This window comes from Rufibacter glacialis (assembly GCF_008271745.1).
In the GTDB taxonomy this organism is placed as follows: Bacteria; Bacteroidota; Bacteroidia; order Cytophagales; family Hymenobacteraceae; genus Nibribacter; species Nibribacter glacialis.
In genome coordinates this window covers 77,361-96,778 of the sequence record NZ_VKKZ01000001.1, presented here as the reverse complement: position 1 = coordinate 96,778, position 19,418 = coordinate 77,361, and the positions used below count along the sequence as shown (strand labels likewise).

Here is a 19,418-nt window from a genome sequence, read left to right as displayed (position 1 = left end):
GCCATAAACTGCCCATCCACCTGGCCGGCCCCAAGAGGGGAGCGGGCGGCCCTTGTTTTAGGGCGGTTATTCAGAAAACGGGTGCTTAACCGCTTCTGAGTTCTTGGCGGGTAGCCTGTAAAAGCAAATGGTCCCCCGTTCTGCTGTGGGGCAGAACAGAGGACCAGTAATAAAGGGTAGTATAGGTTTTAGTCTAGAACGGGTTCCACTTTGTAGCCCTGGGCCCGCAGCAACTGGATCAGGCCTTGCTCTCCGGCCAAATGGGCAGCGCCTACGGCTATAAAAGAGGGGCTTTTTTTCATCATGTCCTGCAGAGGGGCCAGCCATTTCTGGTTGCGTTCATCTAAGAGCAGGTTATTAGAGCCTTGGGCGTCTTCCTGGGAGATGATAAGGTCATACAGGCCTTGAAGGTCTTCCTGCTGGTAAAGGCCCAGGAGGTTCCGCATCAGTTTCCGTTGTTTGTCAAACTGCTTCACGTTGTTGAGCAGCTGTGAGGTCTGTACTTCCAGGGTAGATTGGTCAAAAAGGGCTACCTGCTCTTCTGGGGTTTCCAGCACGTAGATAGATTTGTGCCACTTCTTGGCCATGTTCAGCAATGCCAGGTCATAGGACTCTGGGCTGTAGCCCAACAGTTTAGGGTACAGGAGCAGCTGACCCAGGAACCCGGGCTTGATGTACCGGAACTGTTGCATGTTGCGCTCCAGAGAGTCTTTCACGAAGCTGGTTAACAGGCTGTAGTCCTGCGCCGTCATCAAAGACTCCAGGGGCTTTTCCATGCGCATGGTCTTGGAAAGCAGGCGGCTCAGTTGGGGGCTGTCTAAGTCTACCTCAAACACCACCGTCTGTGATTTTATTAATTTTTGTTTTACCTTACTAGAAAGTGCGAACTGGTCTTTGGGCACCAGGTGGAAGGTTCCGTAGAGATAGGAAGTCTTGATTCCTTTGCCGCTCACCTTCCAAAGCAAAGACTTGCCTTGGTTTTCAGGGGAAACGGCGGCCTCTGTCTTGGGAGAAAGAAGGCTTAAGGACAGACTAAGAAACAAGAACCAGATGAAGGAGGCTTTATACGTGCCCATAGAGACAAGGTTACATAACTTTAACAAAAGTATAACTTTTTTCCAGACGATGACATGATCTCCTTCTTTATTCCGACGAATGGGTTGAAATCCTCGGTAGAACGCAACGAACTGTAGTTAAAGTATTTGCTCTTTTAAAAGTTATATTTGAGGATTTATAGCTGTTTTCCTGAATAATCCTATCTGAACTTCTGCTGTTATCTGTATGCGCACGTCTTCTCCTCCGGTTTCTGCCCCTAGATTGCTGAACACAGCCGTTGTGGTGGCTGCGTTAGGCTACTTTGTAGACATTTATGACCTGGTGCTTTTTAGCATTGTCAGAATTGCCAGTCTCAAAGATCTAGGAATCACCAATTCGGTTGCCCTGCTGGAGGAGGGGGTGCGTCTCATAAATATGCAAATGATAGGCATGTTGGTGGGAGGTATTTTCTGGGGTGTACTTGGCGACAAGAAAGGGCGTATTTCAGTCCTATTCGGCTCTATCTTTTTGTACTCTGCCGCGAACATTGCCAATGGCTTTGTTTCTACCCTGGAGGCCTATGCCTGGCTACGGTTTATTGCCGGCGTGGGGCTGGCCGGGGAGCTGGGGGCGGGCATCACGCTGGTGTCTGAAGTCTTGCCCAAAGAAAAGCGGGGCTATGGCACCACCATTGTGGCGTCGGTGGGAATTTCAGGGGCCATTCTGGCCGGGGTTATTGGCGAGTACTTCCATTGGCGCACCGCTTATTTTGTGGGCGGAGGGCTGGGCCTGCTCTTGCTGCTGCTCCGGATTGGGGTGTATGAATCGGGTATGTATGCCCGTACGCAGGCGCAAAACGTGGTGCGGGGCAACTTCCTGAGTTTGTTCACCAACGGTGCCCGCTTCTTCAAGTACCTCAAGTGTATTCTCATTGGAGTGCCCATCTGGTTTGTGATAGGCGTGCTGATCACCTTCTCCCCGGAGATAAGCCAGGCGCTGGGCATAGCAGTGCCCATCTCGGCGGCCAAGGGCATTGCCTTTTCTTATTTTGGGCTGACCTTAGGCGACCTGGCCAGCGGACTGCTGAGCCAAAAGCTTAGAAGCCGGAAAAGCGTGGTGGTGCTGTTCCTGTTTTTGCTGGCAGGCATTGTGGCGTTGTTCCTGCTGGCCCAAGGCGCCAGTGAGACGTATTTCTATGCGCTGTGCGTGGCCCTTGGGTTTGGAGGGGGCTATTGGGCGGTCTTCGTGACCATTGCCGCCGAGCAGTTCGGGACTAACATACGGGCCACGGTTACTACCACCGTGCCCAACTTCGTACGGGGGGCAGTGGTCATTTTGACGCTCTCGTTTAAAGGCTTGCAGGGCAGCCTGGGAATTCTGGAAACGGCAGCCCTGCTAGGCGCGGTCACCATTGTCATTGCCCTTGTGTCCATCATTACCCTGCCAGAAAGCTTCAACAAAGACCTGGACTACCTGGAGTGATGCCTTGAGCTTATTATCTCCCTTCAGGTGTGTTATGGATATATGTCTTCCGCTAGATACTGCTGGGCGGGTGATGGGTGCTTCTTCAGGCACCATTTCTTTTCCTTCTCTGTTTCTCTGAGCAGAAAGCCTTAAATTTGACCATGATTCTCTTCAACGAAACCGTCAACATTGACAACACCGTAGCCGCCGAGTGGCTGCAGTGGATGCAGGAAACGCATATACCCGCCGTCATGGCCACTACTTTTTTCCTCAAATACCAGATCGCCAAAGTCATGGACGAGGAAGAAAATGGCGGCACCACCTACGCCATCCAGTACTACGCCCGCCACATGGAAGACCTCATGGAATACCACCGCGAGCATGACAAAACCATGCAAGCGAAGATGCAGGCCCAGTACCCCGGCAAATTCGTATCTTTCAGAACCGTGCTGGAAGTAGTAGGATAAGCTTAGTCAGCAGGGGTGGGTTGTCATTGATCAGTTAAGGAATTACTGATTCATGGATAGCCACCCTGCTTCTGGCCTATATATAGGAAAACGCCTTCAAAACGCTAGGAGCAGCTGGAAGGCGTTTTCGTTTCAAGAAGCTCGTATTCTGTTTCCCGCCGCCACCAGTTAAGCTGATTTTAGGCTGTTTCCACCAAAACAGCCTAAAAATGGCAAGCGGCTGTCTTTCGGTTAAAAGAGATAAACCTGATCGTAGGTCCTCTTGCTGGCGATTCCCGACGAGTCTGGAGACTCGCTTCCTCCTTTGTCACGAGACAGCAATCCCGCGGCAGCCTCTTCTACTATTATCAGACTCAGGACTCACGACTCAGAACTCGGAACTAAATCTGACCTCGTAGTGTGCGCAGCTCCTGCGAGTGTCTCCGCCAAAGCTATTCCCAGCCCGTTTCCCATAAAGCAGCCCCGAAATGCAGCAGGCTCCTCTGTCCGCGGGAGAGTCATTGGATGGCTTTTCCCTTCGGGGCGAAGAACCTAGAAACGTTGCAGTTCTTCCTGGCTCAGGTTGCAGTTAACCCACTCGGCATCCAGGTTGGCGCCTATGCTGCGGTAGAAATTGATGGCTGGCTCGTTCCAGTCCAGTACCTGCCACTTCATGCGCTTGTAGTTCTCTTCTTTGGCTGCTTTGGCTACCGCGTAGAACAGCAGGCGGCCAATGCCTTGCCGGCGCAGGCGCTCGGTGACCACAATGTCTTCCAGGAACAGCATCTTCCCTTTCCAGGTGGAGTAAGCGGTATAATATAAAGCAATGCCCACAATGCCTTCCTCCGGTGAATCCGCTACAAAGAACTCGTAGATAGGATTCTCGCCAAAGCCATCGCGGCGCATGTCTTCTATGGTATTAGTGACTTCGTCGGGGGCTTTCTCGTACACAGCCAGTTCCACAATCAAGGCGTGTACGCCCGGCAAATCGGCCTCTGTTCCCTTCCTGATATTGATAGATGTACTCATGGTGTCTTGCTAAGATGAAGCGTGAAGAAATGAAAGGGCAAATTACGCCCCTTGCCCTGCAATAAAAAATGCCGGCGCCCAGGGAAGGCGCCGGCATAGAATAAAAAGACTGAGCCCTTACTGCGCCGGGTATGGGTTCACGCCCATATTATAGAAGGTGAAGGCCCAGACATCGGCGGCCTCGGCAATTTGGGCGGTGGTGGATTTGCCCGCGCCATGGCCGGCTTTCACGTCTACCCTGATCAGGTACGGGTTAGGCCCGGCGCCTTTCTCCTGCAGCGTGGCAATGTACTTGAACGAGTGGGCGGGTACCACGCGGTCGTCATGGTCGGCGGTGGTGACCAGGGTAGCCGGATAGCTCACCCCTTCCTTGATGTTATGGATAGGCGAAAAAGCCAGCAGGTTCTGGAACTGGGCGGCATCATCTGAGGAGCCGTACTCCGGCACCCACGCCCACCCGATGGTGAATTTGTGGAACCGCAGCATGTCCATCACGCCCACGGCGGGCAGGGCTACCTTGAACAGGTCGGGGCGCTGGTTGGCTACGGCGCCAATCAACAAGCCGCCGTTAGAGCCGCCGGCAATGGCCAGTTTCTGGGAAGACGTATATTTCTGGCCCACCAGGTATTCGGCCGCCGAGATGAAATCGTCAAATACATTCTGTTTGTTGGGTGTCATGCCTGCTTTGTGCCAGGCCTCGCCGTATTCGCCGCCGCCCCGTATGTTGGCCACCGCAAACACGCCGCCTTTCTCCAGCCACACCATGCGCGAAATGCTGAACCCGGGAGTCATGGAGGCGTTGAACCCGCCGTAGGCATACAGGTAGGTAGGGTTGTTCCCGTCCAGTACCAGCCCTTTCTTGTGGGTGATGAACATGGGAATCTTGGTGCCGTCTTTGCTGGGGTAGAAAACCTGCTTGGTCTCATAGGCCTCCATGTCTACGTCTACCTCAGACTTGCGGAAGAGGGTAGATTTGTTCGTGGCCACATCATACTGGTAGATGGCGCTGGGATACGTGTAGGAGGTGAAGGTGTAGAAGACGGTTTTGTCGGCTTTCTTGCCGCTGAACCCGCTGGCCGTGCCAATGGTAGGCAGCGTTACATCATGCAGCCATTTGCCGCTGGTATCGTGTACCCGCACCAGGGTGGCGGCATCTTTCATGTAATTGAGCAACAACCGGTTGTTAACCAAAGAGGCCGAAATGAGCACGTTCTCCGTTTCGGGTACCAAGGTTTTCCAGTTGGCCTGCTGCGGCTTCTTCAGGTCAATTTCTATGAGCCTGTACTTAGGCGCACCCTGGTTGGTGAGCACGATCAGCTTGTCTCCTATGTTCTCCACCACACCATACTCTTTGTCAAAGGTCTCTACCAGCGGCACAATGGGGCTGTTGGCTTTGGAAAGGTCTTTCACAAACAAGGAATTGTTGCTGGTGCCCTCAGAGGCCGAGAGAATAAGGTATTTCTCGTCTTCGGTGGTGGCGGCGAACAACAGGCGCAAAGGGTGTTCTTTGGCTTCCCAGATGAGTTTGTCCTGGCTCTGCGGGGTGCCTACCTTGTGGTAGTAGACCTGGTGGAACTCATTCTTGTTGGCCAGTTTAGAACCTTGGGTAGGCTCCGCGTAGCGGCTGTAGAAGAAGCCGTCTTTGTGCCAGCTGGTGCCGGAGAACTTGATCCAGTGCAGCTCATCTGACAGCTTCTTGCCAGTGGCCACGTCCAGCACATAGGCATCACGCCAGTCTGAGCCACCGGTAGAGGTGGTGTAGACCGCATATTTGGCGTCTTTGCTGAACGCCAGACTCCCTAGTGACGTGGTGCCGTCAGCGGAAAGCTTGTTGGGGTCCAGGAAAACTTCCGGGGTGCCCTTGAGCCCTTTCTGGCGGTAGAGCACGCTCTGGTTCTGGAGGCCATCATTCTTGTAGAAGTAGTAATAGCCCCCTTCCTGGAAAGGCGCCCCGTATTTAGGGTAGTTCCAGAGTTGGGTAAGGCGTTGCTTGATCTGGTCGCGGAACGGGATTTTGGCCAGGTAGTCAAAGGTGACCTCGTTCTGGGCTTTTACCCACTCCGCCACGTTCTGGGCGGTGTCGGCTTCCAGCCAGCGGTACGGGTCTGGCACCTGGGTGCCGTGGTACGTGTCAACGTGGGGTATCTTTTCGGTTTTAGGGTACATAAAGGGTGATGGTTTGGTGGCGGCAGTGCTTTCTGCCACGGCCGGGGCCTCTGCCGAAGGGGCAGCGGGAGGCGTACTGGTTTTACAGCCGGTGACTGCCGCAAAGGCGGCAAGCCATAGAAACGTAAAGGGCTTGTTCATGTTTTCTGACTTAATTTTACGAACTATCTACCAAAAGCGGCACTAGCTACCTAACGCTCGCTTTAAGCTTAGTGATCTATATTACCAAAAACATTGCTATATTCCCAATAAGGCTGGAACGGGCAAGCCAACTGGGCCGGAGAGCAAAGAGACAACCTCATGGAGCCCAGGCTCTAGTCCTCCTGCCCCTGCGGTTCACCGTGCTGTTTACCTAAACCTATTTACGAATCATGTCTTTTAGATTTCTTTTGCTGTTGGCCCTGTTTCTGTGCGGAGCCACTACCCTTTCTGCCCAAACCAAACCCGTGGCCAAAGAACCCGCCGAGGGAGAGATGAAGGTCTATTACCTGGCTTTCCTGAAAAAAGGCCCTAACCGGGGACATGACTCTCTTACTGCCGCCAAGATACAGGAGGCGCATATGGCCCACATCAACAAGATGGCCGCCGACGGCAAGCTGACCCTGGCCGGACCTTTCATGGATGATGGAGACATGCGCGGTATTTTTATTTTCAACGTGAAGACCATGGAAGAAGCCAAAGCCCTGACTGAGGCCGACCCAGCCGTAAAAGCGGGGCGCCTGATCATGGAGTTGCACCCGTGGTACGCTCAGAAAGGAGCCAAACTGCAGTAGAATGGGTTTTGGGGTTCTTTTCCAAAAAAAGGCCCTGAATCGAAAATAAATTTTTGTTGCCACGCAATATGTTCTATTCCCTAGCCGTTTTAAGGGCGAAATAGTTGTTGTGTACCGTCGTAAAAGGATTTGGCTGCCTAAGCTGGGTCCTTTTATGCGTTTACACCCTCTCCCTTGGGCTCTATTTCTCTCTTCCCCTCGTTATCATCGGCCGCCGGCAGGCCATGATCTACCCAAGTTACGAACCTTTGCTTTTGCTGTCTTTTCTGAAAAATAGCCGCCAAATGCCAGGCAATCCTGAGCGCTAAGACAATATTCTTGGGGTATCTCCCGTTTCTATCCTGAAGTAGTTTCTGTTTAGCTTTTTGGGGCATTTATCTTTTATGGGTAAGTGCCCCAATTTTTTTGACCTCCACAAGGGTTGTCCTCATCCAGCCCGGCCCTATATTGCGTAGTTATCTTGCACAGTTGCCGCCAGAAATGTATCTTCCTATACCGCGGTGCCTGGCGCATGTTCTAAGTGTATCGCCTCAATTAGCCTTGGTATTTTATGGAGTATAGGTTTACACACCTTTTTTCTTCTTCCCAAAAGAACTCTCTTTTCACTTTTCTGGTGATTTTAGGGCTTTTGTGCTCTACGGCAGCCAGGGGGCAGGAAACCTGCCTGCTGATTCCGCTGTCCTTGGAAGAGCGCGTACAGGCCGCTGAAGTGGTAGTGGAAGGGAAAGTAACCGCCCAGCGTTCTTTCTGGGACGACCAGCACCACAATATCTACACCGCCCACCAGGTAGAGGTGTACAAAGTGTTCAAAGGCTCCCCCACCACTTCTACGGTTGAAATCATCACCGAAGGCGGGCAAGTGGGCCTGGACATACACGTGTATTCGGCCACCCTGCAACTGAAGCCCCAGCAACAGGGGATTTTCTTTCTGCAAGCCGCCAAGAAAGGTGCTGCGCAGGCACGCTACTCTGTCTTTGGCAGCATGCAGGGGTTCATCAAATACCGCTTATCAGAAGGCACCGCCCATGATCCGTTCCAACAGTATGCCTCTATTCCGTTGGAAGTATATGGTTCTCTGGCGCGTCTCTCGGGTTCCTCGCCCCGCACGGTCAAAGCCAATACCGCTTTGGAAGCCGCCCTTGCCCCTCCTAAAACCACTTCTAACCAGCGCCGCCTTATCCCGCTCATCACCAACCTGAGCCCCTTGAACCTGCGGGCCGGTACCGGCGATGTGCTGACCATCACCGGCTCCAATTTCGGGAGCACGCGCGGCAGCGGGTATGTGGAGTTCAGGAACGCAGACGACGGCGGAAAAACCTTTGTGAAACCACTGAACGCCGACTATTTAAGCTGGACAGACACCGAGATTAAAGTGAAGGTGCCCTCTTACGGTATTGACGGCGGCACGGCGGGCTCAGGCGTGGTGCGGGTGATCAACAGTGACCCCAACACCGCTACCTCGGCCCTTTCGCTGACCATCATCTACGCGCACTCCAACGTGGGGTATGAAAGCGAAGAGCAGAAGATTTCCATGCAGAGTGTGCAGCCCCGGCTTATCGCGCCCAACGGGCAGGGCGGCGGCTACCTCTTCCGGTTTGGAGCCAGTTTTGAAAGCAACACCCCGGCCCTGTACGCGTTCAAGCGCGCCATGAATGAGTGGTCTTGCAAGACGTACATCAACTGGAACACGGTCTCTAATGCGGCCGTGGCCAACACCGCGGAAGACAACATCAACTCGGTACGATTTGCCAATTCAGGAGAACTCCCTACCAACGTGCTGGGCCGCACCATCAGCAGATACCGCGGTTGCATCCTCAACGGCACTACCGTGAATTTCTGGGTGCGGGAGATTGACATGGAATTCTCGCCGCGCTCAGATTGGCAGTATGGCCCAGATGCCGCCACCAACCGCCAGTTTGATTTCCAGAGTGTGGTGGTACATGAACTGGGGCACGCCCACCAGCTGAGCCACCTCATTCTGCCCCGCGCCGTGATGCATTATGCCGTGGCGGCCGGCCAGGTTTCCAGAACCCTCAGCCCAGAGAGTGATATAGCCGGCGGTAATTACGTGATGGCCCAGAGTGCCACGCTTCCGCCCTGTAACGTGAACCCCATGAAACCCCGCACGGCCAATGACTGCGCCATTCCGGTGGAACTGATAGAGCTTACGGCGCAGTTGACCGGCACCAACCAGGTATTGCTGCAATGGAATACGAAGCAGGAAACCGGCCTCACGGAGTTTGTGGTGGAAAGAAGCGGCGACGGGGTCAGCTACACCGCCATTGGCCGGGTGCCGGGCAGCGGAACCTCTACCACCCCCAGGTCTTACACCTTTACTGATCCGGCTCCCCTGCCGCAGCTCAACTACTACCGTCTGCGGTTAGTCAAGACCACCGGCACGCAGGAGTTCTCTGAGGTGGTGCAGATTGCCGGGCCTAGCTTTGTGCGGCAACTGGCGCCTAACCCCGGCGGAAACCAGACCACCCTCTATTTCAACCCCAGTGAGGTAGACGTGCTACACATGGCCATTTACAACGTGGCCGGGCAGCTGTACCGGGAGTGGAGCCTGACGCTTACCCCGGGGTCTAACAAATATGACTTCACCCTTTTCCCTTCCAGAGAGGATGAGAAGAAAAATGAATACTATCCAGTGCGCCGGGGGCTGTTCCTGATCAAGTGGTCTACTTCCCGCGAGAGCGGCGTGATCAGGTACCTCAAACTGGAGTAAGCCACGGCGCCGTTTACCGGTCATTTTTCAGAAAGAAGCGCTATTCGGGTCTCTGTTCCTGGGGTTTTGGTTTGCTTTGAACGCGGGGCCGCTGTAGTTTAGGCGTTTAGAGTTTTGCCATGCCACAGATGAAATGGGAGCGCCTGATCTCCAAGAAACGCTTTGATGCCCAAACCATAGAACACGCCACTGATGAGTCGGTGCGCGGCGAGTTCCAGCGCGACTATGACCGGCTGGTGTTTTCCACCCCTTTCCGGCGATTGCAGAACAAAACGCAGGTGATGCCCATGCCTGAAAGTGATTTCGTGCACAACCGCCTTACCCACAGCTTAGAGACTTCCTGCGTGGGCCGGTCGTTGGGCCGTATGGTGGGCAAGACCCTGCTGGAGCGGCATCCGGGCATTCTGGAAACCCACGCCGGCATGTTGGAATCTGATTTCGGTGACATGGTGGCGGCCGCCTGTCTCACGCATGACATCGGGAACCCGCCTTTTGGGCATTCCGGCGAAGACGCCATCTCCTCTTTCTTCCGAAGCCCCGAGGCTGCCAATTTCCTGGTGGGGTTAACGCCCGCCCAGATCGCAGACCTGCATAACTTTGAAGGCAACGCCGCCGGTTTCCGGATCCTGACCCACACGCACCCGGGCCAGAGCGATGGCTCCTGCGGCATGCGCCTCACCTACAGTACCCTGGCCACGTTCACCAAATACCCGCGCCCCTCAGACGCGGTGGTGAAGGGCACCAAACGCGCGAGCGAGAAGAAGTACGGGTTCTTCCAGGCGGAACAGGCGCATTTCAAGAAGATTGCCGAGTCGTTGGGGATGCTCCCGGCAGGGGAACACGCTTACCACCGGCATCCCATGGCGTTTCTGGTAGAGGCCGCCGATGATATCTGTTACCGCATCATTGACTTTGAAGACGGGTGCCGGTTGGGGTTGATTCCGTTTGAGCAGGCCTGGGAGTTGTTGCGGCCGCTGCTTAATGAAAAGCCCGGCAAGCCTTCCAGCATCACCTTCCATGACCCGCGCGAACAGCTAGCCCTGTGGCGGGCTCGCATCATCAACAACCTGGTGTATGAGTGCGCCGACATCTTCCTGGACCACGAAGAGGAAATCCTGAACGGCACTTTTGACACCTCTTTGATTAATCTGGTGCAGCAGAAAGCGGCGCTGGACGAGATCAAGAAGATCTCCATTGACCGCATTTACCGCCACCGGCCTGTGCTGGAGATTGAAGCCGCCGGCTTTGAGGTCTTGGGCGGACTGTTGGAAGCGTTTCTGAAGGCCGTTTTTGAGCCTTCGGCGGGCCGCCACCGCAAGTACCTGGACCTGGTGCCCGACCAGTTCCTGGGCCCCCAGCGGCAACTCTCAGAACACCCCTACGAGAAGATCCTCAACATCACAGACTTCATCTCCGGCCTGACAGACAGCAGCGCCATCAGCCTGTTCCGGAAGATCAAAGGAATTGAGCTGCCCCGGATGTACTAAGTTAATTGTTGGTTGCTGATTGCTAATTGTTTTTCCTGCACGGATCTAGAAGGATGGCCCTTTTGGGCTTTTTTTAGAAAACGGCACCTAAATAGACCGTGAGGCACACCCTCCTTGGCGTCTTGCCCTTTGGCCTCCTAGAAAGGATCTTGGTAGGCAACCCGTAAGACGCTTCTGAGCCGCCCTTGCCGTTCGCCCCCAAGATCTTCCCAAGAGGCCAAAGAAGGGGGAAGGAGGCAATAGATAGTGCTTCCGCTTTGGCAAGGAAGTCCGCTTACCCACTACCAGCCTCACCCCTTAAAAGATGATGGTCTTGTTGTTGCTCACGAAGACCCGCTCGGCAAAGACCAGCTTGAGGGCCTGGGCCAGCACGATCTTCTCCACATCCCGGCCAGACTGGGCCATGTCACGGGCGTCTTGGGTGTGGTTCACCTGAATCACGTTCTGCGCAATGATAGGGCCTTCGTCTAAGTCACTGTTCACGAAATGGGCGGTGGCCCCAATGATTTTCACGCCGCGCTCGTAGGCCTGCCGGTACGGGTTGGCCCCAATGAACGCGGGCAGGAACGAGTGGTGGATGTTGATGATGCGGTTGGGAAACTGCGCCACAAATCCCGGGCTCAGGACCCGCATGTATTTGGCCAGCACCACGTATTCCGGGGCATAGGAAGCCAGGACATCGCTCATTTCCTGGTCATGTTCCTCCCGGGTTTTATGGGCATGCGGCACGTGGTGGAACGGGATCCCGAACCTCTGTACCAGAGACTCCAACTCATTGTAATTGCCTATCACCGCCTGAATGTTGGCGTTCAGGTCGCCGAACTCGTGCCGGAGCAGCAGGTCGCCCAGGCAGTGGTGCTCTTTGGTGACCAGAAGCACGATGTTCTTCTTCCGCTCCGGCACCAGCCGTATGTTGGCTTCAGGAGGCAATTCCGCTTTCAGTTCCTGCACCAAGGCGGCCGGGTGCACTTCCCCGGCTAATTCGGCCCGCAGGAAAAAGTAGTTCTGCTGACGGTCCACGAACTCGTCGTTGCTGGTGATGTTCAGGTTGTTTCGGAAGACAATCTGCGTGATGGTGAAGATGAGGCCTTTGCGGTCTGGGCAATCAATAAGTAAAAAGTAAACCATGGGTTGAAAGTATGCGGCGGCCGTTTCAGGGCCTTTTTATCAGAAATGGCCTGGAAATGGAACAAGAGGGAAGAATGGAAAAGGTAAAGATTTACGGGCGTTGCTGCTGCAACTGCGGAAGGTTCTGGAGTTGCTTGAAGGTCTCCAGCAGGCCCAGTTGCTTCATCACGGCCCCGGCATTGGGCAAGCCGATCACCTGCCAATAGTCGCCGTGGTCTACCATCTGCACTTCCACAATCACCGGATTGGGGTGCGAGGGCACGCGCAAATCAAGGCCCACTACGGCTAGGGAGTCTTGCCGGTTCACGTAGGTAATGCCTTCCAGGCGGCTGTTGATGAGCGGGTTCTCCTGCAGGAGTTTCTGCACCGGCAGCACCGCCTGTAACTGTTGCCATTCTTCTTCGCTCACGGCGGCCGGGCGGCCGGAGGGGGGTTTGCCGTGTTGCACGTATTCCTCAATCCCGCCCCGCAGGCTTTGCAAGACCTCTCCTTTCTTAGAGGCCATGGCCATGCCCAGGGCCATGGCGGCCAGGGCTTGCTCTTTCTGCGGAAGCTCAGCCATGCCGGCCTGCATGGCTTGGTCCAGGAAGCTGGCGGTGGTGCGGTCTACGTCTACGTATTTCTCCAGGGCCACCAGGTCCCGGTTGTCTACGGCCTGTTTTATCTGGTACAGCGAGTATTCAGGCCCTTCGCCATAGCGTTTGTACAGCCAGAAGCCCACCGCGCCCACCAGTACCAGCACCGAGAGCAAAAGCATGGTTCTTTTCATTGCGAAATGATCAAATATGAGTAGAAGATTCTTGTACGGAAAACCGGTGGGCCCGCCTACGTATTCCGCAGTAAATCAGCAACTATTCTCTTCTTTCTGAAGGAAGGTCCGGGGAAGTTACGGGTTCCTGACCAACCCTAAAAGAGCGGTCGCCCGCTTTGGGGCCGTTTTCTTAAAAACAGCCCCAAAGCGGGCGACCTCTGGTATCCCAAATAAAGGAAAGCTTCTAAAGCATGCCTGCCCCAATGGCGATGAGAGCCCCGGCCAGCGTGGCCAACAGCTTGCCGCGGTTGAACCGGTGTTCTGGACTGGTCTCAAACAGGATGGTGGTGGAGATGTGCAGGAAGTTACCCACCACTAAGCCAGAGAGAATGGTGTAGGCCTCACCGGTAAGCAGCTTTTCCAGGGCCACGTAATTGCTGAACAGCAGCCCCAGCGGCGAGGCGGCGGCAAACAGCAACAGGTAGCCCAGCGCCTTCTTGAAACTGTGCAGCTGCGTGACCAGCACAGACATGAGCGCAATGGCCGCCGGAATGTGGTGCAAGGCAATTCCCGCCAGGATGTGGTAGAAATTGTCTCCTACGTGGTGGTGGCTGTGCAGATGCTCATGTACCTGCTGGGCTGCCATACGGCTCTGCACCATCACGCTTCCTTCCAGAAAAGAGTGGATGATGAGCGAGGTGAGCAGCAATACCGGCACTGTTCCTTTATGATGATGGTGCCCGTCGTGCTTCTCTGGGTGCGCGTGGATGTGCCCATGCTCCACCCCGTGCGAGAAAACCTCCAGCACCAGTTGCAGGAAGAACCCGGCCAGAATGTAGAACCCCACGCGGTGCGGGTCTTGGGTGCTGAGCAGCACATCTGGCAGTATGTGCAGGATGGTGAGCGCAAACAGGTAAGCCCCACTGAAGGCCAGCAGCAGCTTGAGCCACCGTTGGTTGTCCTGCGGCAGAAAGCGCACAAGCCAGCCAGCGCCCAGCACGGTGAAAAATAGAACGCAAACTGCTACTATCATGCAGAGTATTTCTTCAGGATGAAAATCATACGTTCGCTCTTCACAGGGTCATACGGCCCCAGGCTGTAATCACCGTACACGTTGGCCAGCCGGAGCTGCGCCATCTGGAAGTACTCCAGAAACTCGTCATAGTGGAGCGCCCGTACTCTTTCTATAAATTCATAGGACTGGCCTTTGTCTTCAAACCGGATGGTCTTGAGAATAAAGCCGGCCTCTACTTTTCTGGTGATGTGGAACGTGATGCCTTCCACTTCCTTGGTTTCCTTGGCTACCAACCGGTTAATGACCCGCTGGGTGTTCATGAAGTCAATGACCAGCTTGCCGCCCGGCTTCAGGGAGGCCGAAGTGGCCCGCAACGCGATCACATTCTCGTAATCGGCCTCAAAATAGCCAAAGCTGGTGAACAGGTTGAAAACGAAGTCAAACGCCTCTGGCTTGAACACCTCGCGCATGTCATGCACAAAGAAATGCAGCCGCTCATTCTCAAACTGGCGCGCGTAGGCAATGCTTTGCTCTGAGAGGTCAAGCCCGGTCACGGCGTAGCCTTTCTGGTTCAGGTAGATCGCGTGCCGCCCTTTGCCGCAGGCCAGGTCCATGAGTTGGCAGGCAGGTTTGGGCCGAAGGCGTACCAGCAGGTTGTCAATGAACCGCTGGGCCTCCTGGGCATCACGGTTTTTGTACAGCAGGTGGTAGTACGGCGAATCAAACCAGGTATAAAACCAATCTGAAGGGTTAATCATGCGGGTGGGGTAAAAAGTAAGAAGGCCGCTCCCTGAGCGCCTTCACTGGCCCGGGAGCCTTGCCCTACCGCGTGGCGGTGCTGTCTGCGGAAGCCTGGAAGGCAGGGTTCTTCTCCAGGTCCATCTTGCAAACCGGGCATTTGCCAGGCTCCATGCTGGCACTGCCTTCGCATTGCATGGGGCATATGTAGGCCATTTGTCCCGCCTGGGTAGCCGTGCTGTCTGCGGCCGTGCCGTGCTGGGTGGCATGTGCGTTGGTGGCAGGTTGCTCTGCAGACGGGGAGCTGTTGCAGGAAGAAATGAAAGCCATAGAGGCCAGGGCCATGGCCCCGGTCATAAAAATCTGTCTCATGGAAAATAGAAGGTACGCCGAAGCCCGTTCCTGGGGTGTTTTAAGAAAAACAGGCCAGGAACGGGCTTCCGGTATAAGTGATTATTGTTGGACTTTTCCGGCTGCGTTATTTTCTACCGCTTCTTTGTTCACGCTTTTCTGTTCAGGGCGGGTACCTTTCTCTGCACCGGGCTTGGTCTGATTCTCGTGCTCATCATGGTTGATGTTCACGTCAGGGCGGGTCACTTCCGCTTCGCTTCTGCCATTGTCAATGTTAGAGGTGTTGTTGCGCATTCCGGGAGGAACACTGTCAGCGGAAACCTTTGTCTCTGGACGCAGATCAGAAGGTTCACTGCTGCAAGAGGCCAACATAAGCGCACCGGCCAGGGCGAAAACGGACAGGGTGTTTTTTATCATCATCAGGAAATTTAGATCGTAAACGGGTTTCTGGGTTTAGACGCTTACGCGGGAATAAAGTTTTTTCTGCGCAACAGCGACTCCATGAGCTTGATGTCATTGGGGCTGTTGAAAATCTTGAACGGCAGGTGCAGGAACACCGGCACGTTGAAGTTCTTGGCCAACCAGCCTTTCCAGCCTTTGGGCAACTGGTCTGCGGCGGGGCCTTTCAGGTACATCTGGTAGGCGTCTTTGGTTTGGGTCACGCGCTCAATCATGTCCCACTGCAGGGTCATGCCTTCGCGGTCATTGCGTTTCATGAGGATCTGGCGCTGGTCAATCTCAAACATGACGCGCTCAAACAGCACGTTGCTCTGCTCCATCTGGGTCACGCCCATGACCTGCGCAGAACGCACCAGTACGTACAGCACCGTCATGATCACGGCACCGGCCACCCACCACCAGGAGAAAGCGAAGGCAGCCGGCAAGGAAAACAGCACCAGCGGAATAAGCGCCCGCCACCATTCTTTCTTCCAGACCTGCACCAGCGCCATCTTGGCGTAATCGTTCTTATCTAACTGGTTCTTCTTCGTGCGGATAGCCAGGGGGTTGAAAGGCTGCTGTTGCTGTACCCGTTGGCCACCGCGTTGATTTGGTTGTTGCATAATCTACTTTGTAAATGGACATAAGACGCAGGACATAAGATGTAAGACTTCTTTTCTACCACCTCTCCTTACTTCTCCAGCCCTCCTCTTTGTTTTACTTTTTGTCTTGTGTCTTGAATCTTGCGTCTTGAATCTTGCGTCTTGAATCTTGCGTCTTGAATCTTGCTTCTATTAAAACGCTTTCAAACTCAGATCCAGGCTGCGGTTAGAATGCGTCAAGGCTCCTACTGAGATGAAATTCACTCCCGTCTCGGCCACGGCTCTGATGGTTTTCTCGGTGATGCCGCCTGAAGCCTCGGTCTCATAGCGGCCGGCAATCAGTTCCACGGCTTCGCGCAGCAAAGGTATCTCAAAGTTGTCTAACATGATGCGGTCAATGCCACCGGTTTCCAGGGCTTGGCGTACCTCGTCCAGGTTGCGGGTCTCTAACTCTATCTTGAGCGGTTTGCCCAGTTTCTCCAGGTAGCGGTGGGTGGCGTCAATGGCTTGCCTGATGCCCCCTGCATAGTCTACGTGGTTGTCTTTGAGCATGATCATGTCATAGAGGCCAAACCGGTGGTTGGTGCCGCCGCCAATGAGAACCGCCCATTTCTCCATCATCCTGAAGTTAGGCGTGGTCTTGCGGGTGTCCAGCAACTTGGCACCGGTGCCTTCAATGAGTTTGGCCAGGCTTTGGGTGTAGGTGGCAATGCCGCTCATGCGCTGCATGCAGTTCAACACCAGCCGCTCCGCCGTTAAGATAGACTGGGCTTTGCCATGCACGGTGAAGGCAATGTCCCCGTGGCTGATTTGGGCCCCGTCTTGTAAAATCACCTCTAAACGGAGCGTGGGGTCTACTTCATGGAAGATTTTCCAGGCCAGTTCCACCCCCGCCAACACACCGCGGTCCTTCACCAGGAGCTTAGCCTGGTTCGTGGCGCTCTCCGGAATGGAAGCCAACGACGAGTGGTCGCCCTCGGCTACGTCTTCCTGCAGGGCCTGCCGGATAAAGGCCCTGATGCCTTCTTGGGTAAGATAGGATGCTTTCACGATGCAAAAATAAAAAAAGGCACCGAACAATCGGTGCCTTTTCTGCGGAATGCCCCTGAGAGGGCAATTATATTTACTTTATAGTAGAAAGCCTGGCGGGAAAGACCTGCCTGAAACTGTTTTTCTACTTAAACTCTATGGTGTCAATCTTATAGGAGTCGCCGTATTTCTTCACCTTCACCACCACGTTGTAACGGCCCCCTTTGTGGTTGTACTTGCCAATGGCGTAGCGCTGGCCGTCTTCAGACCCGCCCTGGTGGTCAAAGCTGAAGCCCATAGGGGTATTCTTGCTGAAGAAATCACGTACCACCATCTCTGCCTGGCTCTGGCTGTAGTTGCCGTTGTCGCCGCCAATGTTCACGTCTACCTTGGAATTGAAGTAGCGGGCCAGGTCACGGGAAGAGCCAGATTTGATAGCCGCCTGAATGCCGCCCATCACGTCAGATTGAGCCGCTACCGGTCCGGTGCCCACCAGCATCCCCAACAGCACCATGGTCATCGCCATCAATCTCTTTAGATTTTTCATGTTTTTGTAAGCAAGTTATACCTGTTCTATGCCAAAACTATGCCAAAGGCAGATAAGTTCAGGCCCTTAAAGATACACCAAATCTCCATATTGCTACCGCAGACGCTTCTTTTTCCGGGCAGCCTTGTATCTTTACGCGCATGAGCAAAAAGGTACTTTTGATGATTCTAGACGGATGGGGTTTGGGAACAGACCCGTCCGTGTCGGCGATCGCGCACGCCAATACCCCTTTCATGGATTCACTGTTCCACCGCTTCCCGCATGCCCGCCTGGAGGCCTCCGGTGAGGCTGTGGGCTTGCCCGAAGGCCAGATGGGCAACTCTGAGGTGGGTCACATGAACCTGGGGGCCGGGCGCGTGGTGTACCAGGATCTGGTGAAGGTGAACGTAGCCATCAGGGAGAAGACCCTGGGCCAGAACCCGGTATTGCAGGATGCTTTCCAATTCGCCCGCGAAAACGGCAAGCCGGTGCATTTCATTGGCCTGGTGTCAGACGGCGGCGTGCATTCGCATATTGAGCACCTCAAAGCTCTGTGCTCCTTGGCACAGGAGCAAGGCCTGGAGAACGTGTATGTGCACGCTTTCACCGATGGCCGTGACACCGACCCCAAAGGCGGGCTCGCTTACCTCACCAACCTGCAGAACCACCTGAACACCACCGGCGGAAAGATTGCCTCTATCATTGGCCGTTACTTTGCCATGGATCGCGACAACCGTTGGGAGCGCGTGAAACTGGCCTATGACCTGTTGGTGCACGGCCAGGGAAGAGCCTCTGTCAACTGGCGCGAGGCCCTGCAGGAGTCATATGACAACGGCGTCACCGATGAGTTCATCCAACCCATTGTCTGCCTGAATGAGAACGGCGAGCCGATGGCCCATATAGAGGAGGGCGACGTGGTCATCTGCTTTAACTTCAGGACTGATCGGGGCCGCGAGATCACCCAGGCCCTGACCCAGCGCGCCTTCCCCGAGCAGGACATGCACCCGCTGAGCCTGCGGTACTACACCCTCACCAATTACGACGATACCTTTGTGGGCGTGCAGCCCATCTTTGACAAAGACAATCTGGCCAACACGCTGGGCGAAGTGCTGGAAAGAGCCGGCAAAACCCAGATCAGGATTGCGGAGACAGAAAAATACCCGCACGTAACCTTCTTCTTCTCCGGCGGCCGCGAGTTGCCGTTCAATGGGGAGAAACGCCTGCTGTGCCCTTCGCCTAAGGTGGCTACCTATGACCTGCAGCCCGAGATGAGCGCCTTTGACATCAGAGACGCCATTGTGCCGGAGATTGAGGCCGAGACCGCCGATTTCATCTGCCTCAACTTCGCCAACCCCGACATGGTGGGCCATACCGGGGTGTTTGAGGCCGCCGTGAAAGCCGTGGAAACCGTGGACCAATGTGCCCAGGCCGTGGTGACCGCTGCCCTGGCGCATGGCTACGCCTCCATCATCATCGCAGACCACGGCAACGCCGACATGATGCGCAACCCAGACGGTACGCCCAACACCGCCCATACCACCAACCTGGTACCTATCATCTTAGCCGATGAAGAGTACAAAGGGGAACTGATGGACGGCAAACTAGGCGATATTGCCCCTACCGTGCTGGCTCTGCTAGATGTACCGGCCCCGGCAGAGATGACAGGCACGTCTCTGCTTATGCCTTCTATCGTATAGGAAGATGCCTTTTCT

At 54.8% G+C, this 19,418-nt stretch carries 18 protein-coding genes; 6 read left to right on the top strand and 12 right to left on the bottom strand.

What is annotated here, in order from left to right; translation table 11 throughout:
* Positions 1 to 188 precede the first annotated feature (188 nt).
* The gene (locus FOE74_RS00415; RefSeq protein ID WP_149096637.1) at positions 189 to 1,076 is read right to left on the bottom strand and encodes a TraB/GumN family protein; all 888 of its coding nucleotides are present in this window, start codon (positions 1,074 to 1,076) and stop codon (positions 189 to 191) included.
* Positions 1,077 to 1,281: 205 nt separating this feature from the next.
* On the opposite strand from FOE74_RS00415, the gene FOE74_RS00410 reads away from it, so the two are divergent.
* Positions 1,282 to 2,517: an MFS transporter gene (locus FOE74_RS00410; RefSeq protein ID WP_149096636.1), complete on the top strand. Its 1,236-nt coding sequence runs from the start codon at positions 1,282 to 1,284 to the stop codon at positions 2,515 to 2,517.
* Positions 2,518 to 2,660: 143 nt separating this feature from the next.
* Positions 2,661 to 2,966 carry a DUF4286 family protein gene (locus FOE74_RS00405; RefSeq protein WP_149096635.1) on the top strand — a complete coding sequence of 102 codons (306 nt, stop codon included), beginning with the start codon at positions 2,661 to 2,663 and terminating at the stop codon, positions 2,964 to 2,966.
* A 531-nt stretch (positions 2,967 to 3,497) separates the two neighbouring features.
* Here the strand turns inward: FOE74_RS00405 and FOE74_RS00400 are convergent.
* Positions 3,498 to 3,974 carry a GNAT family N-acetyltransferase gene (locus FOE74_RS00400; RefSeq protein ID WP_149096634.1) on the bottom strand — a complete coding sequence of 159 codons (477 nt, stop codon included), beginning with the start codon at positions 3,972 to 3,974 and terminating at the stop codon, positions 3,498 to 3,500.
* Positions 3,975 to 4,091: 117 nt separating this feature from the next.
* Positions 4,092 to 6,281: a prolyl oligopeptidase family serine peptidase gene (locus FOE74_RS00395; protein ID WP_149096633.1), complete on the bottom strand. Its 2,190-nt coding sequence runs from the start codon at positions 6,279 to 6,281 to the stop codon at positions 4,092 to 4,094.
* 230 nt (positions 6,282 to 6,511) lie between these two features.
* Here FOE74_RS00395 and FOE74_RS00390 point away from each other — a divergent pair, with 230 nt between their 5' ends.
* The 3 genes from FOE74_RS00390 to FOE74_RS00380 all read left to right on the top strand — a co-directional run bounded on the left by FOE74_RS00390 (position 6,512) and on the right by FOE74_RS00380 (position 11,128).
* Complete coding sequence (locus FOE74_RS00390) at positions 6,512 to 6,913, top strand: YciI family protein (RefSeq protein ID WP_149096632.1); 402 nt, start codon at positions 6,512 to 6,514, stop codon at positions 6,911 to 6,913.
* A 613-nt stretch (positions 6,914 to 7,526) separates the two neighbouring features.
* Positions 7,527 to 9,641 (top strand): IPT/TIG domain-containing protein, encoded by a 2,115-nt coding sequence (locus FOE74_RS00385; protein WP_192576571.1) that lies wholly within the window; start codon positions 7,527 to 7,529, stop codon positions 9,639 to 9,641.
* Positions 9,642 to 9,760: 119 nt separating this feature from the next.
* Positions 9,761 to 11,128 carry a deoxyguanosinetriphosphate triphosphohydrolase gene (locus FOE74_RS00380; RefSeq protein WP_149096630.1) on the top strand — a complete coding sequence of 456 codons (1,368 nt, stop codon included), beginning with the start codon at positions 9,761 to 9,763 and terminating at the stop codon, positions 11,126 to 11,128.
* Positions 11,129 to 11,425: 297 nt separating this feature from the next.
* Here FOE74_RS00380 and purU read toward each other — a convergent pair whose 3' ends face one another.
* From purU to FOE74_RS00335, 9 genes are all read right to left on the bottom strand, one after another.
* Positions 11,426 to 12,256, bottom strand: coding sequence for a formyltetrahydrofolate deformylase (gene purU, locus FOE74_RS00375; protein WP_188687137.1), 831 nt, complete (start codon positions 12,254 to 12,256; stop codon positions 11,426 to 11,428).
* Positions 12,257 to 12,347: 91 nt separating this feature from the next.
* Positions 12,348 to 13,025, bottom strand: coding sequence for a DUF2939 domain-containing protein (locus FOE74_RS00370; RefSeq protein ID WP_149096629.1), 678 nt, complete (start codon positions 13,023 to 13,025; stop codon positions 12,348 to 12,350).
* 226 nt (positions 13,026 to 13,251) lie between these two features.
* Complete coding sequence (locus tag FOE74_RS00365; protein WP_149096628.1) at positions 13,252 to 14,040, bottom strand: ZIP family metal transporter; 789 nt, start codon at positions 14,038 to 14,040, stop codon at positions 13,252 to 13,254.
* Positions 14,037 to 14,780 (bottom strand): SAM-dependent methyltransferase, encoded by a 744-nt coding sequence (locus tag FOE74_RS00360; protein ID WP_149096627.1) that lies wholly within the window; start codon positions 14,778 to 14,780, stop codon positions 14,037 to 14,039. The genes FOE74_RS00365 and FOE74_RS00360 overlap by 4 nt, the downstream gene beginning before the upstream one ends.
* A gap of 64 nt (positions 14,781 to 14,844) precedes the next feature.
* Positions 14,845 to 15,132 (bottom strand): heavy metal-binding domain-containing protein, encoded by a 288-nt coding sequence (locus FOE74_RS00355; protein ID WP_149096626.1) that lies wholly within the window; start codon positions 15,130 to 15,132, stop codon positions 14,845 to 14,847.
* An 81-nt stretch (positions 15,133 to 15,213) separates the two neighbouring features.
* Positions 15,214 to 15,531, bottom strand: coding sequence for a YajG family lipoprotein (locus FOE74_RS00350; protein WP_192576570.1), 318 nt, complete (start codon positions 15,529 to 15,531; stop codon positions 15,214 to 15,216).
* Between the two features lie 41 nt (positions 15,532 to 15,572).
* Complete coding sequence (locus tag FOE74_RS00345) at positions 15,573 to 16,172, bottom strand: YcxB family protein (protein ID WP_149096624.1); 600 nt, start codon at positions 16,170 to 16,172, stop codon at positions 15,573 to 15,575.
* 171 nt (positions 16,173 to 16,343) lie between these two features.
* The gene (gene nadC, locus FOE74_RS00340) at positions 16,344 to 17,201 is read right to left on the bottom strand and encodes a carboxylating nicotinate-nucleotide diphosphorylase (RefSeq protein ID WP_149096623.1); all 858 of its coding nucleotides are present in this window, start codon (positions 17,199 to 17,201) and stop codon (positions 16,344 to 16,346) included.
* 124 nt (positions 17,202 to 17,325) lie between these two features.
* Complete coding sequence (locus tag FOE74_RS00335) at positions 17,326 to 17,727, bottom strand: DUF4783 domain-containing protein (RefSeq protein ID WP_149096622.1); 402 nt, start codon at positions 17,725 to 17,727, stop codon at positions 17,326 to 17,328.
* 140 nt (positions 17,728 to 17,867) lie between these two features.
* Between FOE74_RS00335 and gpmI the strand changes: the two genes are divergently transcribed.
* A complete protein-coding gene (gpmI, locus tag FOE74_RS00330; RefSeq protein WP_149096621.1) occupies positions 17,868 to 19,403 on the top strand; it encodes a 2,3-bisphosphoglycerate-independent phosphoglycerate mutase in 1,536 nt (511 codons plus the stop codon).
* Positions 19,404 to 19,418: the final 15 nt, after the last annotated feature.

Excerpts from the sequence above, each read along its gene's own strand:
- FOE74_RS00395 (WP_149096633.1), bottom strand. The coding sequence starts at position 6,281 with ATGAACAAGCCCTTTACGTTTCTATGGCTTGCCGCCTTTGCGGCAGTC.
- purU (WP_188687137.1), bottom strand. The coding sequence starts at position 12,256 with ATGGTTTACTTTTTACTTATTGATTGCCCAGACCGCAAAGGCCTCATC.
- FOE74_RS00380 (WP_149096630.1), top strand. The coding sequence starts at position 9,761 with ATGCCACAGATGAAATGGGAGCGCCTGATCTCCAAGAAACGCTTTGAT.
- FOE74_RS00345 (WP_149096624.1), bottom strand. The coding sequence starts at position 16,172 with ATGCAACAACCAAATCAACGCGGTGGCCAACGGGTACAGCAACAGCAG.
- FOE74_RS00335 (WP_149096622.1), bottom strand. The coding sequence starts at position 17,727 with ATGAAAAATCTAAAGAGATTGATGGCGATGACCATGGTGCTGTTGGGG.
- FOE74_RS00415 (WP_149096637.1), bottom strand. The coding sequence starts at position 1,076 with ATGGGCACGTATAAAGCCTCCTTCATCTGGTTCTTGTTTCTTAGTCTG.
- FOE74_RS00390 (WP_149096632.1), top strand. The coding sequence starts at position 6,512 with ATGTCTTTTAGATTTCTTTTGCTGTTGGCCCTGTTTCTGTGCGGAGCC.
- FOE74_RS00350 (WP_192576570.1), bottom strand. The coding sequence starts at position 15,531 with ATGATGATAAAAAACACCCTGTCCGTTTTCGCCCTGGCCGGTGCGCTT.
- FOE74_RS00400 (WP_149096634.1), bottom strand. The coding sequence starts at position 3,974 with ATGAGTACATCTATCAATATCAGGAAGGGAACAGAGGCCGATTTGCCG.
- FOE74_RS00410 (WP_149096636.1), top strand. The coding sequence starts at position 1,282 with ATGCGCACGTCTTCTCCTCCGGTTTCTGCCCCTAGATTGCTGAACACA.
- FOE74_RS00365 (WP_149096628.1), bottom strand. The coding sequence starts at position 14,040 with ATGATAGTAGCAGTTTGCGTTCTATTTTTCACCGTGCTGGGCGCTGGC.
- gpmI (WP_149096621.1), top strand. The coding sequence starts at position 17,868 with ATGAGCAAAAAGGTACTTTTGATGATTCTAGACGGATGGGGTTTGGGA.
- FOE74_RS00355 (WP_149096626.1), bottom strand. The coding sequence starts at position 15,132 with ATGAGACAGATTTTTATGACCGGGGCCATGGCCCTGGCCTCTATGGCT.
- FOE74_RS00360 (WP_149096627.1), bottom strand. The coding sequence starts at position 14,780 with ATGATTAACCCTTCAGATTGGTTTTATACCTGGTTTGATTCGCCGTAC.
- FOE74_RS00405 (WP_149096635.1), top strand. The coding sequence starts at position 2,661 with ATGATTCTCTTCAACGAAACCGTCAACATTGACAACACCGTAGCCGCC.
- FOE74_RS00370 (WP_149096629.1), bottom strand. The coding sequence starts at position 13,025 with ATGAAAAGAACCATGCTTTTGCTCTCGGTGCTGGTACTGGTGGGCGCG.